The sequence below is a fragment of the Sulfitobacter maritimus genome, assembly GCF_013346665.1.
GTDB lineage: Bacteria > Pseudomonadota > Alphaproteobacteria > Rhodobacterales > Rhodobacteraceae > Sulfitobacter > Sulfitobacter maritimus.
This window is the reverse complement of record NZ_JABVBB010000026.1, coordinates 1-15,716: the sequence shown is the minus strand read 5'-3', so window position 1 is coordinate 15,716 and position 15,716 is coordinate 1. Positions and strand designations below refer to the sequence as shown.

At 54.9% G+C, this 15,716-nt stretch carries 16 protein-coding genes; 12 read left to right on the top strand and 4 right to left on the bottom strand.

Annotated elements, in window-relative coordinates; all coding sequences use genetic code 11:
* Positions 1 to 2 precede the first annotated feature (2 nt).
* Entirely contained in the window at positions 3 to 599 is a 597-nt protein-coding gene (scpB, locus tag HTT03_RS07695; protein WP_174859285.1) for an SMC-Scp complex subunit ScpB, read from the top strand.
* 96 nt (positions 600 to 695) lie between these two features.
* Here the strand turns inward: scpB and HTT03_RS07690 are convergent, their stop codons facing one another.
* The 3 genes from HTT03_RS07690 to HTT03_RS07680 are packed head-to-tail and all read right to left on the bottom strand — an operon-like array spanning position 696 to position 2,525.
* Positions 696 to 1,535 (bottom strand): hypothetical protein, encoded by an 840-nt coding sequence (locus HTT03_RS07690; protein ID WP_174859284.1) that lies wholly within the window; start codon positions 1,533 to 1,535, stop codon positions 696 to 698.
* 13 nt (positions 1,536 to 1,548) lie between these two features.
* Positions 1,549 to 1,758 carry a hypothetical protein gene (locus HTT03_RS07685; protein ID WP_174859283.1) on the bottom strand — a complete coding sequence of 70 codons (210 nt, stop codon included), beginning with the start codon at positions 1,756 to 1,758 and terminating at the stop codon, positions 1,549 to 1,551.
* Between the two features lie 5 nt (positions 1,759 to 1,763).
* Positions 1,764 to 2,525 (bottom strand): IclR family transcriptional regulator domain-containing protein, encoded by a 762-nt coding sequence (locus HTT03_RS07680; RefSeq protein WP_174859282.1) that lies wholly within the window; start codon positions 2,523 to 2,525, stop codon positions 1,764 to 1,766.
* Positions 2,526 to 2,630: 105 nt separating this feature from the next.
* Between HTT03_RS07680 and HTT03_RS07675 the strand changes: the two genes are divergently transcribed.
* The 9 genes from HTT03_RS07675 to HTT03_RS07635 all read left to right on the top strand — a co-directional run bounded on the left by HTT03_RS07675 (position 2,631) and on the right by HTT03_RS07635 (position 12,448).
* Positions 2,631 to 3,350, top strand: coding sequence for a 3-oxoacid CoA-transferase subunit A (locus HTT03_RS07675; protein WP_174859281.1), 720 nt, complete (start codon positions 2,631 to 2,633; stop codon positions 3,348 to 3,350).
* A 17-nt stretch (positions 3,351 to 3,367) separates the two neighbouring features.
* Positions 3,368 to 4,045 carry a 3-oxoacid CoA-transferase subunit B gene (locus HTT03_RS07670; protein ID WP_174859311.1) on the top strand — a complete coding sequence of 226 codons (678 nt, stop codon included), beginning with the start codon at positions 3,368 to 3,370 and terminating at the stop codon, positions 4,043 to 4,045.
* Positions 4,042 to 5,241, top strand: a complete 1,200-nt coding sequence (pcaF, locus tag HTT03_RS07665) for a 3-oxoadipyl-CoA thiolase (protein WP_174859280.1) — start codon at positions 4,042 to 4,044, stop codon at positions 5,239 to 5,241. The genes HTT03_RS07670 and pcaF overlap by 4 nt, the downstream gene beginning before the upstream one ends.
* A 365-nt stretch (positions 5,242 to 5,606) precedes the next feature.
* Positions 5,607 to 7,184, top strand: coding sequence for a M81 family metallopeptidase (locus tag HTT03_RS07660; RefSeq protein ID WP_174859279.1), 1,578 nt, complete (start codon positions 5,607 to 5,609; stop codon positions 7,182 to 7,184).
* Positions 7,185 to 7,214: 30 nt separating this feature from the next.
* A complete protein-coding gene (locus tag HTT03_RS07655; RefSeq protein ID WP_174859278.1) occupies positions 7,215 to 8,336 on the top strand; it encodes a C4-dicarboxylate TRAP transporter substrate-binding protein in 1,122 nt (373 codons plus the stop codon).
* 57 nt (positions 8,337 to 8,393) lie between these two features.
* Positions 8,394 to 8,909: a TRAP transporter small permease gene (locus tag HTT03_RS07650; protein ID WP_174859277.1), complete on the top strand. Its 516-nt coding sequence runs from the start codon at positions 8,394 to 8,396 to the stop codon at positions 8,907 to 8,909.
* Position 8,910: 1 nt separating this feature from the next.
* Positions 8,911 to 10,230, top strand: coding sequence for a TRAP transporter large permease (locus tag HTT03_RS07645; RefSeq protein ID WP_174859276.1), 1,320 nt, complete (start codon positions 8,911 to 8,913; stop codon positions 10,228 to 10,230).
* Between the two features lie 14 nt (positions 10,231 to 10,244).
* Complete coding sequence (locus HTT03_RS07640) at positions 10,245 to 11,120, top strand: MurR/RpiR family transcriptional regulator (protein WP_174859275.1); 876 nt, start codon at positions 10,245 to 10,247, stop codon at positions 11,118 to 11,120.
* Positions 11,117 to 12,448 (top strand): aspartate aminotransferase family protein, encoded by a 1,332-nt coding sequence (locus HTT03_RS07635; RefSeq protein ID WP_174859274.1) that lies wholly within the window; start codon positions 11,117 to 11,119, stop codon positions 12,446 to 12,448. Before HTT03_RS07640 ends, HTT03_RS07635 begins: the two co-directional genes overlap by 4 nt.
* Before the next feature lie 409 nt (positions 12,449 to 12,857).
* On the opposite strand, the gene HTT03_RS07630 is transcribed toward HTT03_RS07635, so the two are convergent.
* Positions 12,858 to 13,568, bottom strand: a complete 711-nt coding sequence (locus HTT03_RS07630) for an IS6 family transposase (protein WP_067622643.1) — start codon at positions 13,566 to 13,568, stop codon at positions 12,858 to 12,860.
* 669 nt (positions 13,569 to 14,237) lie between these two features.
* Here HTT03_RS07630 and HTT03_RS07625 point away from each other — a divergent pair.
* Both HTT03_RS07625 and HTT03_RS07620 read left to right on the top strand, forming a co-directional pair.
* On the top strand, positions 14,238 to 14,945 hold the full coding sequence (locus HTT03_RS07625) for a hypothetical protein (protein ID WP_174859273.1): 708 nt from the start codon (positions 14,238 to 14,240) through the stop codon (positions 14,943 to 14,945).
* Positions 14,946 to 15,165: 220 nt separating this feature from the next.
* Positions 15,166 to 15,716: tyrosine-type recombinase/integrase (locus HTT03_RS07620; RefSeq protein ID WP_174859269.1), on the top strand; the 551-nt coding region annotated here is incomplete at its 3' end.

Here is a 15,716-nt window from a genome sequence, read left to right as displayed (position 1 = left end):
CGATGGCGAAGGATCGCTCTGACTCCGAACTGGACCGCGAGTTGCTCGACCTGCCGGGAGAACTGCGCTGGCGAGAATGGATGCGCCGGATCGAGGCGGTCCTCTTCGCCTCTGCCTCGCCGGTGCCGCGCGACGACCTGGCCCGCGTGGTGGGGCAGGGCGCTTCGGTCGACCTGCTGGTAGAGGACCTTGCCGCCGATCTGGAGGGGCGGGCCTTCGAGATCGCTCAAGTCGCCGGCGGCTGGATGTTCCGGACGCGGGCTATCTACGCCCCTGCTATCCGCGCGGCGGCAGATATCGTGGACCAATTGCTGGACCTGAGCGAATTCGACGTCGCGGTTTTGGCGGCCATCGCTTACCACCAGCCGATCACGCGCGACGGGCTCAAGGATATCTTCGGCAAGGAAATCAGCCGTGACCGGATCGGGCGGCTGCATGCGCGCGACTTGATCGGGACCGGGCCACGATCGCCGCGCCGCGGTGCGCCCTACACCTTTGTGACGACCGAGCAGTTCCTTGTTGCATTTGATCTGGATACGCTCGCGGATCTGCCAGAGCGGGAGCATTTGGAGGACGCAGGTTTGGTTGGCGGGTCATAGGAATGGTGGCGGGGCTGGAGATCCCCGTATTGGCCAAACGGGTAGGCATGTCGTGGACATTTCGTGACGCTCTCAGTCGTGACTTGTTGAGAGAACTCAGGCTTCGATCCTGAGGTCTCTGAACAGAGCTTCCCAAGGGTCCCCATCCTCGGTCATCGCGCCCGGTTCCAAGTTTGCCATTTTTTCGTCGATGACTGCGTTGTGGTAGTTCTTGAGCCAGCTGTATTTGCGCCGCACCGTCGCGTTGGGACTGTCGGCGAGACCGCTCTCCACCAACGTTTTGTGCCTACCCAGAAACTCGATCCAGCCGGCGTATTCGCCGTCAAGCTCGCTGAGACTGGCGCGAAGATAGTCGATGTAGTGGAGGCCTGACTCGTCCTGGCGCAGGAGGTTGTTCAGGTGACGCTCTTCATCCTCATAGGAATGTCCTTCCCGCCACAGCGTTTGGTCCTGCCGGTGGCGTTCGATGACATCTTCATGGATCGCAATGCGGGGGAAGATGACCTCGCCTTCTTCCATGAAATAAGCCTGAACGAGGGCAGGCCCAAACACCGGACCACTGAAGTCGATGCCGAGATGCATAGGGCCGATGGTCATTGCGCCGCGCACCAATATGCCATTTGCCACGCATTCGATCTGGATGTGCAGCAGATCAATGAGCTCCCAGACCAAGGGGCCGGCCTGGTACTGAGTTTCAATGGTTCCGGTTCTGACGATCGCGTCAGACACGATCTCCGCATGGACTTCGCTGATCATCCGCATCGCGTCGGAGCGGATGGGCGGCGTGGCATCCCCTTCGGACACCCTGCGAAACATCGAAAGCAAGTGCCTGATCTCTGCACCGCTTCGTGTGTGCAGGAGGTTCCTGAAACAGAGGACATCAAAAAAGGTCACAAGGCATTCTTCGTAGTCGGGGTCGTTCTCGAAATCAGTCATCTCTGATCCATCTTCAGCCGAGGAGCTTACCCAGCTCTTCCCCTTGGGGTGAAAGGGGGTGGAGCTTGCCCTTTTCACGGGATGAAACCGCGATGAACCTGCGGAGGTTGCGATAGATCGGGTAGATAATGTTCGGGGCCTGCGGAGTTCGATGATAAACAACAATTTCGGTTTCGTCAGTCAAGAGACCTTCGCTGCGATTGGCCTTCTTTGCTTGAGCCATGGCCTCTACCCAAGCACACGCGCGATTCCAGCCTGCACCCTCAACAGTGCAGGCAGGTAATTTTCGACCAATTCTTCCGGATCGGGCTGCGTTGCTGCCATCCCGGTGTTCAAGGCCGCAACCACGGCACCCTTGCTGTTGAGCACCGGCACCGCGAGAGAGCGCAGGCTTATTTCAACTTCTTGGTCGACCAGCGCATAACCGCACGTCCGCGCCGCCTGTACCTGCGCCATGATTTCCTCCGGGTCGGTGAGGCTAAACCGGGTGCGCGGGGATAGGTCTGACGCCTCAATGACGCGGCGCGCTTCCACGTCCGGCATCGCAGCGAGCAGCACCCGCCCCATGGAGGTGCTATGCGCCGGGAGGCGTGAGCCGGGCATCAGGCCGATCGACATGACCCGCCGCTGCGATGCTCGGGCGAGATAGACAATCTCGGTCTCGTCAAGGATGGCCACGGAACAGCTTTGGCCGATCTGTTCGGTCAGTTGATCCAGCCAGGGCTGCACGACCTGAGGCAGTTGCAAGCCACCGATGGCCCCGGTGCCAAGGCGCAAGCAGCGGTGTGTCAGCGTAAAGAACTTCCCGTCATATGCAGCGTAGCCTTCGGCATGTAGCGTCAACAGGCATCGGCGCGAAGTAGCACGGTCAAGCCCGGTCAGCGCGGCGACCTCGCTAATAGACAGCTTTGAGCGCTGCGCGTCGAAACACTCGATCACCTTAAGTCCCTTAGCGAGCGAAGAGACTGTACTGCTGGATTTGTTCGTCATACGCACACCAAAGTACGCAATGCGAACAAATGTCAACATACGCGCAAATTTCTAGCCTCCTATGAATCTGGCCGCTAGACCCTCTGCAACCTGAGGAGACCAGCAATGGATAAAGCACTTCCTACCGTGGCCGATGCTGTGGCCGACATCCCGGATGGGGCGACAGTGATGATCGGGGGGTTTGGCGGCTCTGGCGCGCCCATCGAACTGATCCACGCCCTTATCGACCGCTTTCGGGCCACTGGCAGCCCGGCGGCGATCACTATCATCAACAACAATGCAGGCAACGGCTATTGTGGGATCGCCGCGATGATAAAAGCGGGCATGGTCCGCAAGATGATCTGCTCTTTCCCGCGCAGTTCCAACGCCGAAGCCTTCAATGAAAAGTACCTCGCGGGCGAGATCGAGCTGGACCTCATCCCCCAAGGCACATTGGCCGAGCGCATCCGCGCCGCCGGTGCCGGCATCCCCGCCTTCTACACGCCGACCTCCTTCGGCACGGAACTTGCCGAAGGCAAACCGACCGAGGAATTCGACGGCAAGATGTATGTCCGCGAAAGATGGCTCAAGGCGGATTTTGCGCTGATCAAGGGTCAGGACGGGGATCGCACCGGCAACCTGACCTACCGCATGGCAGGCCGCAACTTTAACCCGCTGATGGCCATGGCGGCAGCGAAAACCATCGCGCAGGTCAGCGTGCTGGGGGTGCCTGGCAGCATTGACCCGCAAGCGGTCATCACCCCGGGTATCTTCGTCGATGCCATCGTGGAAGTGGCAGAACCCCAACAAGAAGAAGTGCTTGTGCGCACGGGAGTGGTTTACTGATGGCTGAGTTCAACATCATGCAGGACAAGCTTTCGAACGCGCAGATCGCATGGCGCGCGGCGCAGGACATCGAAGACGGATCTTACGTCAACCTCGGCATCGGTTTTCCCGAGATGATCGCCAAGTTCCAGCCCGAAGGCCGCGATATGACCTATCACACCGAAAACGGGGTTTTGGGTTTCGGTCAGGCCCCGAAAGAGGGCGAAGAGGACTGGGACCTGATCAACGCTGGCAAGAAGCCGATCACGCTCAAGCCCGGTGCCGCGTTTTTCCACCATGCCGACAGTTTCGCGATGGTCCGCGGCGGGCATCTCGATCTCGCCGTGTTGGGAGCCTATCAGGTGGCTCAGAATGGCGATCTGGCGAATTGGCGCGTCGGCACCAAGGGCGTGCCTGCCGTGGGCGGCGCGATGGACCTTGTACATGGCGCCAAACGCGTGGCCGTGGTCACCGATCATGTCACCAAGGAGGGCAGCCCGAAACTGGTCGAACGCTGTACCTTCCCGCTCACTGGCGTGGGGTGTGTCACCCAAATCTATACCTCCCTTGCGGTGATCGACATCAAGGGCGGCAGGTTCATCCTGCGGGAGAAAGTGCCGGGGCTGAGCATGGATGTTCTACAGGCCGTCACCGGAGCCACGTTGCACATTGAAGGCGATGTTGCCGATCTTATCGTACCGGAGGAATTGGCATGATCGACGTCTATATCTGTGACCACATCCGTACCCCCATTGGCCGATATGGCGGGGCACTGTCTTCGGTACGGGCCGATGATCTGGGCGCGGTGCCCCTCAGGGCGCTGATCGAGCGTAACCCGTCTTTGGATCCCGCGGCGATCGACGAAGTCATCTTCGGCTGCGCCAATCAGGCTGGTGAGGACAATCGCAACGTCGCACGGATGTCGATGCTGCTTGCCGGCTACCCCGAGACCGTGCCCGGCACCACGATGAACCGACTCTGCGGCTCAGGCATGGACGCGGTGATCACCGCCGCACGGGCGATCAAGGCCGGAGAGGCCGAGGTGATCGTCGCCGGTGGGGTTGAGAGCATGTCGCGCGCCCCCTTCGTGATGCCCAAGGCCGAGACCGCCTTTTCACGGACCAACGAGGTCTTTGACACCACCATCGGCTGGCGTTTCGTCAACAAATTGATGAAGACACAATATGGCGTCGACTCAATGCCTGAAACCGCCGAGAACGTGGCGGAGGATTTTGAGATCAACCGTGCAGATCAGGATGCTTTCGCCCTGCGGTCCCAGCAAAAAGCGGGTGCCGCAATGGCAAGCGGTCGGCTGGCGCAAGAGATCGTGCCTGTCTCCATTCCGCAACGCCGGGGCGCCCCCCTCATCGTGTCAGAAGATGAGCACCCCCGCCCTTTGACCACCTTAGAAGCGCTGCAAAAGCTCAAATCCTTCGTCAAAGCGGATGGCACGGTGACGGCGGGCAATGCCTCCGGCGTGAATGATGGTGCGGCGGCATTGATCCTCGCCACGAAAGAAGCCGCAGAGAAACATGGGCTGACCCCCATCGCCAAGGTGCTCGGTGGCGCGACGGCCGGAGTCGCACCGCGCATCATGGGCTTTGGTCCGGCACCTGCGTCAAAGAAGCTGATGGCGCGTCTTGGGCTGAGGCAGGAGGATTTCAGTGTCATCGAACTGAACGAGGCTTTCGCGTCACAAGGCCTCGCTACCTTACGCGATTTGGGCATTGCAGACGACGACCCACGGGTGAACCCCAATGGCGGTGCGATCAGCCTTGGCCATCCGTTGGGCATGTCAGGGGCTAGAATCACCGGCACGGCCATGCTGGAGTTGAAACCCGGCGAGAAGTCCCTCTCCACGATGTGTATTGGTGTCGGTCAAGGTATCGCGATTGCGTTAGAGGCCGTCTGAGCGGTTGTTGGTAGCTCTGGATGGGAGGTTAGGTTAACTTGGTAATAGGCATATAGAGAATTGTGAGCCTAACAGTGAAGATTTGAGCCCACTTACTAAAATCTCTCATTCTTGAGGGCCGGTGCGGCACCTCGATTGGTTGATTTAAGTCTGAATGGCGCAGTGGTTTGCGTCCGGATGATATAACTGAAAAGTTCGCACCTCGGTGCTGGCTTTGGCCTTGTCAAGCCAGGCTGCCCACCTTTGGAACAACCGTTTTGCAATTTATGCATCGTGGCGCTTTGGCGCGAGAATGCCAAGAACGCGATTGCTTGCGTCGTTCCCCCCTTCGCTAGTGTTTCCACACATTCTGATCACTGCATAGTTTGGCGTTTCCACTCACGTTCAATCAACGAATTCAGATCAAAAGTCAGAAAAATCGCTTGCAAAACGTTTGTTTTGGTTTACCCATGCAAAAACGCATTTGTTTTGGAGCGGTAATGAAAATTGCAGTCGCACGGTTCTGGTATGAAGCTAATTCCTTCTCGCCTTTCACGGTCGGCATGGCCGAGTTTCGTGCCCGTGAGTGGCTAAGAGGGGACGCGGTCGGAAGTGCTTTCAGAGGGACGGCGACTGAGATCGGTGGCGCTCTAGAGTGGGCCGATGCGAGACCGGAGGTGGAGTTAGTTTTCTCCCGCTGTGCTTCTGCCCCGCCTGGAGGGCCAGTAAAGCAAGAACTGCTCGACGAGATCGTTGCAGAGATAGCTGGTGACCCTTTGTTTCATGACGTAGATGGAATTTACTTGTCTCTTCATGGGGCATCTCTAGGGACCGAAAGCTTGGCTTCCGAAGAGGAGATCGTTTGCCGCTTGCGGGCGTGCTATCCAGAGACTCCAATCGTAGCTTCTTTCGATATGCATGCTTGCCCGACGCAACGGATGGTTGCCGCCCTGAATGGGGCGGCAGTCTATCGCACGTATCCACACATAGATATGGCTGAGACTGCTGTCATTGCGTTGGAATTGTTGGCGCAAAACATCACAGGAGAAATACGGTCCTCAGTCCTAATGCAGCGCATTAATAAAATTCTACCCAGCTTTGGAATGCGGACGGCCCCAGGCGCGCCAATGACCGAGGTTGTGCATATCGCCAATGAGCAGGTTAGTGCATTCGATGGAGTGTTTGCCGTGTGCCCATTCGCCAGTTTTGCTTACGCTGACACACCAGCGGCGAATGCTGGGGTCTTAGTCACTTATGCAGAACGTTCAGCGGCTGAGCGTGCAGCCGCTGCGGTTTGCCGCAAGATGGTGTCGTTGCGGAAGAAATTCACTCCGAAGCTACGGGCTGCTTCTGAGGTGCTGCAGAGCCGCCCTTGGGACGGTGGGAAGCGCATTGCGATACTTGAGCCGTCAGATAATCCGCTGTCTGGAGGCGGAGGGGATACTCCTGGCTTATTTAAAGCGGCTCTGGATATGGGCGTTCCAGAAGGCAGTGTTTTTGCGTTTTTCAATGACTCAGCGCTTGTGGCTCGTGCGGCAGAGTCTGGGCTAAATTCCCAACTTGATGTCGCCCTTGGCGGGCAGCTAGATCGTCGCTTTGGCGCACCTGTGGCTATTTCTGTCTATGTGGAGAAGTTGACTATGGGGCGGTTCGTCAATGCTGGTCCAATGGAAGCGGGTCGACCTACAGAGCTCGGCCCAACGGTTCTGCTCCGCTCTGGTCCATTGCGGATAATAGTTACTTCTGCCGCGCAATCGCCGAACGACATCAACTACTTTACTTTGCACGGTATCAACTTGGAACACGTGCCGGTTCTATTAGCCAAAGCGAAAAACCACTTCATGGCGGCTTTGGGGCCTATCTTCGACAGGGTTATCCAAGTCGATACCCTCGGCCCCGCAATGGCCAATACATACGCTCTGCCTTTCCAACACGTACCGGTAGAGCGCTTTGACTTAAGCTAAGTGTCTATACGAAAAACAACAGGAGTTCTCATGAATAAAATTTGCAAATCAATTATGGCGTGCTGCGTTGTGTCCTATTTCTGGGGAGCAGCGAATGCTAATGAACTAACCGTCGCGAGCTGGGTAGGGCCATCGCATCCGACAATTCGCGTCGGCTACCACACGTACTTCCCTGCGGTTGAGCAAGCCACCGATGGAGCGGTGAAGTTCAAATTGATCTCAGGCGGTGCTCTAATGTCAGGAAAAGAGACACTCACCGGCTTGGGTGATGGTATTTCTGATGCATCCATTCTTGCGCTAACCTATAATCCCGCACAGCTTCCAACGAGCCAGCTAGTATCAGAGCTGGCTATGCTGTCAGGAGAACCTCTTGCAGTCGCTGCGGCAGTGACGGAATTCACATTGCTGAATTGTGAACAGTGTCTCGCAGAGTTTTCGCAGCAAAATGTAGTGTATACTGGTAGCTACGCAACAGCACCTTATGCGCTGATTTCGAAAAATAGAATTTTGGAAAAATCAGACCTGCAGGGCAAACGGGTACGCACGCCGGGGGGGGCGTGGGATCGTTGGGTCGCCGAAAGCGGTGGTACTGTGGTGCATACCTCTAGTTCGGAAATGTATGAGGCGATTGATAAAGGGATAATTGACGTTGCAATGCAGCCGGGGGCTGCTCTTAAGAGCTTCTCGCTTTGGGATGTGGCGAATCACATCACTCTGGCGGACCTGGGCGTTTACAATTCAGGTCCCTTTCTCGCCTTCAATAAAAGTACGTGGGCCGACCTCCCGGCCAACGATCGACGCGCGATGCTAGATCAGCTGCCTGAAGCGTTAGTTGCAACAACCGAAGCCTATGTGGATCTTAATATTGAAGCTCTGTCCGAAGCGGAGAAGCAAGGGGTTATCGTGAGCGAGCGTCCGGTAGGGCTTCAATCATGGGTGCAAGAGTTCAATGGACAGGATCTCAGCGCGGTGATTGAAAAGGCGGAAGCTGTATATGGTATCGAAAACGCAACATCTCTTGTTAAAGCATATACGGATGGGTTGAAAAAATGGTCTGACCTTCTGGCATCTGGATTGACGCGTGATGAGTTTATCGCAGCTTTGCAAATCGAAATTTTCGACAAACTAGACGCGAATACCTACGGTCTGTGACCTGCCCGGGCCACCTCGTATGGGGTGGCCTCAAATTTACCAATCAAGGCATCAAGCATGATATTACTCGAACGCACTACAGAGCGGGTCGGCCAGCTTTTGGCATTCATAGCCGCGCTGTGCCTTATTACCATGATGTTCCACATTTTCATGGATGTTGTGGGGCGCATGGCTTTCTCATATCCCCTCCCCTCTACCATTGAGATCGTCGCCGAGTGGTGGATGCCAGCACTGATCTTTTTGCCGATGGTTTTGGTACAGCAGCGCCGGGAGAACATTGCTGTCGATCTGTTTTATGACTGGTCTGGACCACGGATGCAGGCCTTCATAAATTTGCTTTCTAATGTTTGCCTATCTGTCTTCTTAATCTTTGTCGCCTGGGGGGCAGGCGAACAAGCATTAAGGGCTTGGCACGAAGGGGAGTTTATCGTTGGCATGATCCCGGTTCTAACTTGGCCCTCACGTTTCTTTTTGCCTATCGCCGCAACGCTTACCGGTGTGCTGACCGTATTATGCTCTTTGCGCGCGTTGATCGGATTGAGGGATGCTTTTCTTCGCGGTGGAGGGCGCTGAGATGGATGCTATTACACTTTCAATAATGGGCATTGGCGTTCTAAGTGTTCTACTCGCCCTTCGGGTCCCTGTTGCTGCTGCGCTTGGGTTGGTGGCCATCGGTGGTATCTATTTGCTTGTCGGTGAGCGTGCCATGTGGGGTGTACTCCGTAGTGTACCTCACGGATTTGCTGCAAGCTGGAGTCTGAGCGCCATACCTATGTTTTTGTTAATGGGCTATGTCGCTTTTTCTGCAGGTCTAACCGATGGTCTCTTTAGAGTGGCTAGAGCTTGGTTAAGTTTTCTACCTGGAGGCTTGGCCGTTGCTTCGGTCGGCGGAGCGGCACTCTTCTCTTCGGTCTCGGGTTCGTCTGTCGCCTGTGCTGCGGCAATGGGCAAGATCGCCATCCCGCCAATGATTGATCGCGGCTATGATAAGTCGCTTGCCGTGGGAACAATTGCTGCGGCCGGAACTCTTGGTTCTTTGATACCTCCTTCGACTGTACTTCTGCTATACGCGGTCTTCGCAGAAGTTCCCGTGAGTCAGCTATTCATAGGGGCGGTGATCCCAGGACTTTTGACAGCCCTTTTCTATGTCGTGATGATCATCGCGAGGGTGCTTAAGAACCCCGAATTGGCTCCCCGTGATGAGAATATTTCGTGGGGAGAGCGCTTTGCTTCATTAGCGGACATCTGGCCATTGATGTTTCTGGTGATTGTTGTCTTTGGCGGAATCTTTGGGGGTTATTTTTCTGCAACCGAGGCGGGCGGAATCGGGGCGTTGTCCGCCATCTGCATCGGCGTGGCCCGGCGTAGCCTTAGTCTGCACAAGTTGATTGAATCTGTTATGGAGACTGTTCGCGCAACCTCCTCCATTTTTCTCATCGCTGTAGCGGCAGCAATGCTTACTCGGTTCTTCGCATTCGCGGGATTGCCCGAATATGTACAAGGCATCATCGGCGAAACTGGTCTTGGCCAAGTAGAGATCATTATCGCTGTAGCGTTGCTTTATGTTGTTTTAGGAATGTTCTTAGACCCAATTGGGGTAATGCTCTTAACGCTGCCCGTTCTGCTGCCGGTGTTTGAAACATCTGGAATCAGCTTAATTTACGCAGGCGTCGTAACAACAAAGCTCCTCGAGATTGGCTTAATCACACCACCTGTTGGGCTGAATGTTTTTGTCATTAAGAACGTAATCGGCAACCTAATGTCCGCTGACCAGGTCTTTAAAGGAGTGTTGTGGTTCCTCGTAGCAGATCTCGTAACAATGTTCCTGCTCATTGCATTCCCTGAAACAGTACTTTGGTTACCGGAGCTGTTGAGCAACGGAGCGATAAGGTGACGGGAACGGTTCAGATGTCTCTTAAAGAATTCCACGCGAAGTTGATGGCAACTATGCCTTCCCTTCCAGCGAAGGCGCAAAGGGGGGGGCGATACGTCCTCGATCACCCTGACGACGTAGTCATCTATTCTATGCGAGAAATTGCAGAGCGGGCAGCGGTGTCTCCGGCGACGTTAGTGCGGTTGGCGAACCTTCTCGGCTTTGAAAGGTGGTCTGACATTCGCCTGATCCATTCGGAACACTTGAGATCAGTTCCGGAACCCTATGTTGATCGGGCGTCAAACGTGGTTGGCAGCAGTGGGCGGAATTTGGTCCAAGAGGCATTCAGCGCGCATCGGGCAAACCTCTCGCACACAGAGGCAATAAACGGTTCAACTGCTATTTGCGCTGCAGCAGAGAAACTGGCTCGGGCTGATCGGGTTTTCGTCGCAGCATTCATGAGTTGCCGGGCGCCAGGTCACACATTTGTGTATTTGTCTCGTATGTTGCGTGACGATGTAGTTTTGCTGGATGCCAGTACTTTGCCCTCAGAACTGCTTTCTTTACGGCCAGACGATGCTGTGCTGTCGATCAACTTTCAGCCCTACGGGCGGGAAATCGAACAGGTTGCGTATGCTGTGGAACGCTCTGGCGCTAGCTTAGTCTGCCTATCAGATAGTCGAGCATCCCCGCTGACTCCACTGACTGATAACGTTTTGCTGTTTGGTCCTTCTGGCCCGTCATTCTTTCCATCGATCACAGCGGCTTCGGCCTTGGTTGAAAGTCTAATGACCGCGATGCTGGTCTGTTTGGGTGAAGAAGGGAAAAACAGAATCGGCGCTGTTGAAGAAGAGCTCTATCGAAGCGGAGCCTATTATAACTATCATAATACGAAGGAAAAAACTCGATGAGCTATGTCTTCCATCGGGGTGGGAAAAGCTCGCCACCGCTTGCCATACGTGCAACAGGCTCATGGATCGAAGATGCATCGGGACAAAGGTTTCTTGACGCGAGCGGAGGCGCGGCAGTGTCGTGTATAGGCCACGGTGAGCCACGTGTGATTGAAGCGATCCGATCCCAAGCCGCTCAATTGGAGTATGTTCATAGCGGTGCCTTTACGAGCGCACCGGCCGAACAACTTGCCGAAAAAATCTGCGCTTCAACGCCTTTGGAGATGGATAAAGTTTATCTGGTTAGCAGCGGCTCGGAAGCAGTTGAAACCGCGATAAAAATGGCGCGCGGATATCACCTCGCTTGTGGGGATGTGGAGCGCCATCATGTAATCGCGCGGCAGCAGAGTTATCACGGTAACACCCTCGGTGTGTTGGCTCGCGGCGGTAGTGTGAAGCGGCAGGTTCCTTACCGCCCCATGTTAAGTGAAGCGTTACTTGTTCAGCCTTGTTTCGCATTCCACGAGCGGGCGGAACGCGAAAGCGATGAAGCTTATGCTGTCCGAGCTGCCGATAGTTTGGAGGCTGCGATCCTGAATTTGGGCCCCGAAACCGTGTCGGCTTTTGTGGCAGAAACTGTAGTGGGTGCAACGGCGGGTGCTGTGCCGCCAAGCCCGGGTTATTTCGCCCGAGTTCGAGAGATATGTGACCGTTATGGAGTGCTGTTGATCCTAGATGAGGTGATGTGCGGCACCTGGCGCACGGGGCCGTTTTTAGCGTGCGAGGCGGAAGGAATTCGCCCTGACATAGTCACCCTCGCCAAGGGGCTTGGGGGCGGCTATCAACCGATCGGTGCTGCTGTATGCACGAAAGAAATACATGACGCTTTCTCCAGCGACGCCCACGGATTTGTTCATGGTCACACCTACATGGCCCATCCTGTGGCTTGTGCGGCAGCGCTAGCGGTACAAAATGTCATCGCTGAAGATCGATTAGCCGATAATGTGGTCGCAGCAGGGCTTAGATTGCGTCAGGCATTAGATTCTCGGCTCCGTAGTGCTCCCGGAGTTGGCGACATCCGTGGTAGAGGGCTGCTTCAGGCTGTTGAATTTCTGCGAGATCGATCGACAAAAGAACCGTTTGATCCAGCCCTAAATTTGGCTGGCCGAATTGGCGCCGCCTGTAAGCGAAACGGATTGCTAGTCTATCCTGGGCAAGGTACGGTCGACGGTGCTCGTGGCGACCACGTACTTTTGGCGCCAGCATACAACTCAACCGAGGAAGAAATAATCCAAATTGTTGAATGCCTTGGACGGGCGATACATGAAACAATGAGGAAGTTCATGTAATCATGAATAGCAGTATCAAACCACGGCAATGGCATTTTTGTGTTAGCATGTTTTATAAATTTACCGCGCAGGAACTTGCTGGGATTCTAGTCTAAGAGGGTTTGAGATATGCCAATTTGTATCGTGAGTTACGATGTGAATAACACCAAGAACTATCAGAAACTGTGGAAGGAAATGGATCGGCTTGGCGGCACAAGCCGCTTGAATCTGTTTACTTCCTTAATGTAAACAGCAAAAGCGCGACCGCTCTGAGGGATCACTTAGTGTCGTTCATAGATGAGGATGATCAATTGGTTGTGGTTCCTTTCGATGAACGACCAGCAACCTACCGGGCGAAGCAAGGCACGAAGGAATGGCTGGGATTGCCAACTTGTTTTCGCCTATTTGAGAGGGGCGAGACCTCTGCCTGTCAGGCGGTCATTTCGGCAGCATAGCCTCTCCAGAGGTCGAAAGCATCGGTCCTGGCGTGGCGGTATGAGATGGCGGAGAGTTGATAGCGTCGTGGGCGAAAAACGATGTTGATCTGATCATGTGTTGCCAGAAATCTCTGTGCCTGTCGGGGCGATTTGAACCGCCCCATCAACTTCTCGCGTTTTCGTGTTGGCCTGTGTGATCCTTCGATCCGGTTGTTCAATCCCTTGTGCGCGCGATGATCTGCGCCCGGTGCCAGGTCTCGGACCGGCTTGAAATAGCTGCGCAACTTATCCGTGATGACGACACGGGGGGCACCGAACCGGTCGATCAGCCTTGCCAGAAAACGGCTTGCAGCCTTGGCGTTGCGCTGTGGCTGAACGAGAATATCAAGCACGTCGCCGTTCGCGTCGACCGCCCGCCAGAGCCAGTATTTTCTGCCGTTGATTGGGATGACGACCTCATCCAGGTGCCATTTGTCGACCGCGGCCGGTCTGTCGCGCCTGATGCAATCGGCAAAGTGGCGCCCAAAGCGTTTCACCCATTTCCGGATCGTTTCCCGGCTGACCATCACACCCCGTTCGGCAAGAAGATCCTCGACATCCGCCGTGCTGAGCGCGAAGCGATGGTAGACCCAGACGGCATATGCAACGATCTCACGAGGGAAACGGTAGCCTTTCAGGCGCTGCATCGAGGATGGTATATTCATACCTACCGCCTAACCAAGCGCCGCACCGCAAACAAGTTGGCAATCCCAGCTGGCGAGACGGCGCTAAGCTGTGCCGTCTGCCGTAGCCGGGCTTCCTCGAGCTTCGTGGCGTAGCTGATTTCTCTAATACTACGATCAGAAAGGAGACGGTTGCAGCTTTCGAACTTTTTCCCACTGTTATATTCTGGGCTCATGGTTGACCTATGTGGGCTCGGTGAAGGTTGTAAACACTGCTACCAGTTCAACGACGACGCAGGTCTATTCCTTCTCATTTTAGGGAAGAGAGCCCTTTTTGCGACAACCCTGCATTCCTGCGAAGCTACGACCGGATAGCGGCCCTTGAATGGCTAATGGCAAGGGGCAGGGTGTCCGCTTCGTGGTTATCTGATCAATAAAATGCTGCACGATGTGCGAGTGGCCGCTCTGACGGGCTGCGTTGCAGCATGAGGTTAGCGTTTGAATGGCAGGTCAGGGCCGTTCATGACGGCGCGTCATAAGAGGCGGGGAGCCGACCTTCGCCGCGATCACTACCAACGTCGGCTATGGCGGACAGAACAGACCTCCACTTAAGAAAAACGAATGTCGGCTTTGAGGAGACCGTTCAACTAAAGGTGGTTTCTGAGTTGCTTTTCGGGCACTAATAACAATCGACTCAACAGGGGTGACAACGTGTCCGAACAGCAGTCTTTTCGCAAAAGCGAGAAACCTAAAAATGACCTCTTAGGTGATGGAGTTTACGCACTCGGCGTTTTAACGGGCGTGTTGATCTGCTTAGCATTGTATCTGGGTGGCCAGGTATTTTCATCACTTATCTCTCGAAGCGAGATAATAGAGATTCTGCCATCGGTGACGGCTTTTCTTGTGGCTCTGGTGTCCTTACAGATTTCCTTTCGGGCGCTGAAAGAACAAACGCGCATGAGGCAAGCCGGTGTAGATCCCGTTTTGGTTGCGCATTTAGCCAAGGACGAGATGTATCCTTTAGTGTTGTCGCTGAATATTTCTAACGTTGGTGCTGGCGCTGCGATCAATGTTAAAGCGCAATTGGAGGGAGATATACCTTCTGGGCGCTCCGATTTTTTGGATCGGATACGTACGTCTGACTTCTTCAATAACCAGCGACCATTGGCAGTTATCCTCCAAAACCAAACAGTGCCTCATTGGATGGGAACTGGCCCTGATCTCTTTGGTGACAAAGCTCCTATTGCCCCGTTTTCGATACGTCTCACCTATGAAGACATTGAAGGGTCTAACTATTCATCTACTCACGAACTCAACATTTTAGAATTTGAAAATGCCAACGCAAACGAACCGGCAGATACTAAGATATTTCGTGAATTAGAGAAAATTCGAAAACTATTAGAAAGGATTCAAAAGTAGTTTAGCATTTGCGTTTGAAGCAAACAGGCCGTGTCAAAAATCTCGTTCAAAACACTGATGGTTTTGACTGCATGACGATAGCAGACATTCGTGGCGTTGCAGAATATCTGTAGTCTGGGCTCAAAGCCGACCTCGGATGCGGCGCAGCATCATATGGTATGATGTCTTGTCAACGTCGGGTTGTCGATGTGGGAGGGCGTGGTGGATCGGAGGATCCATCATGGAAACATCAAACTTACCGGCCATCCGCGCCTTACGCCCAGCCTGGAACAAAGGCCGGATCGTCGGCCAGAAAAGGCCGCTCAAGCCCAAACACGTCTGGGCGATCAGGGTGCGGCTGGAATTGGCCGAGAACCATCGTGATCTGGCCCTCTTCAATCTTGCCATCGACAGCAAGCTGCGCGGCTGCGATCTGGTGAAAATGAGGGTGGTCGATGTTATGGCATCCGGCCAAATCAAGGAACGCGCGTCGGTTCTTCAGAGCAAGACCCAGAAACCTGTGCGCTTCGAAATCTCCGAAGGCACCCGTGCATCGCTGGCAAGATGGATGCGGGAGCCGCTGAGGGTCGGATCCGAATACCTCTGGCCTGGGCGTTTTCACGAACGGCTTCACATCTCTACCCGCCAGTACGCGCGCATTGTGCGTGACTGGGTGACATCCATTGGTCTGGAGGCAAGCGCCTATGGCACGCACTCGATGCGGCGAACGAAAGTCACGCAGATTTACAAGAAAACAGGCAACCTAAGGGCGGTCCAACTGCTGTTGGGTCA

Bases quoted from the DNA above. Each gene is read 5' to 3' on its own strand.
- scpB (WP_174859285.1), top strand. From the start codon at position 3: ATGGCGAAGGATCGCTCTGACTCCGAACTGGACCGCGAGTTGCTCGAC.
- HTT03_RS07690 (WP_174859284.1), bottom strand. From the start codon at position 1,535: ATGACTGATTTCGAGAACGACCCCGACTACGAAGAATGCCTTGTGACC.
- HTT03_RS07685 (WP_174859283.1), bottom strand. From the start codon at position 1,758: ATGGCTCAAGCAAAGAAGGCCAATCGCAGCGAAGGTCTCTTGACTGAC.
- HTT03_RS07680 (WP_174859282.1), bottom strand. From the start codon at position 2,525: ATGACGAACAAATCCAGCAGTACAGTCTCTTCGCTCGCTAAGGGACTT.
- HTT03_RS07675 (WP_174859281.1), top strand. From the start codon at position 2,631: ATGGATAAAGCACTTCCTACCGTGGCCGATGCTGTGGCCGACATCCCG.
- HTT03_RS07670 (WP_174859311.1), top strand. From the start codon at position 3,368: ATGCAGGACAAGCTTTCGAACGCGCAGATCGCATGGCGCGCGGCGCAG.
- pcaF (WP_174859280.1), top strand. From the start codon at position 4,042: ATGATCGACGTCTATATCTGTGACCACATCCGTACCCCCATTGGCCGA.
- HTT03_RS07655 (WP_174859278.1), top strand. From the start codon at position 7,215: ATGAATAAAATTTGCAAATCAATTATGGCGTGCTGCGTTGTGTCCTAT.
- HTT03_RS07650 (WP_174859277.1), top strand. From the start codon at position 8,394: ATGATATTACTCGAACGCACTACAGAGCGGGTCGGCCAGCTTTTGGCA.
- HTT03_RS07645 (WP_174859276.1), top strand. From the start codon at position 8,911: ATGGATGCTATTACACTTTCAATAATGGGCATTGGCGTTCTAAGTGTT.
- HTT03_RS07640 (WP_174859275.1), top strand. From the start codon at position 10,245: ATGTCTCTTAAAGAATTCCACGCGAAGTTGATGGCAACTATGCCTTCC.
- HTT03_RS07635 (WP_174859274.1), top strand. From the start codon at position 11,117: ATGAGCTATGTCTTCCATCGGGGTGGGAAAAGCTCGCCACCGCTTGCC.
- HTT03_RS07630 (WP_067622643.1), bottom strand. From the start codon at position 13,568: ATGAATATACCATCCTCGATGCAGCGCCTGAAAGGCTACCGTTTCCCT.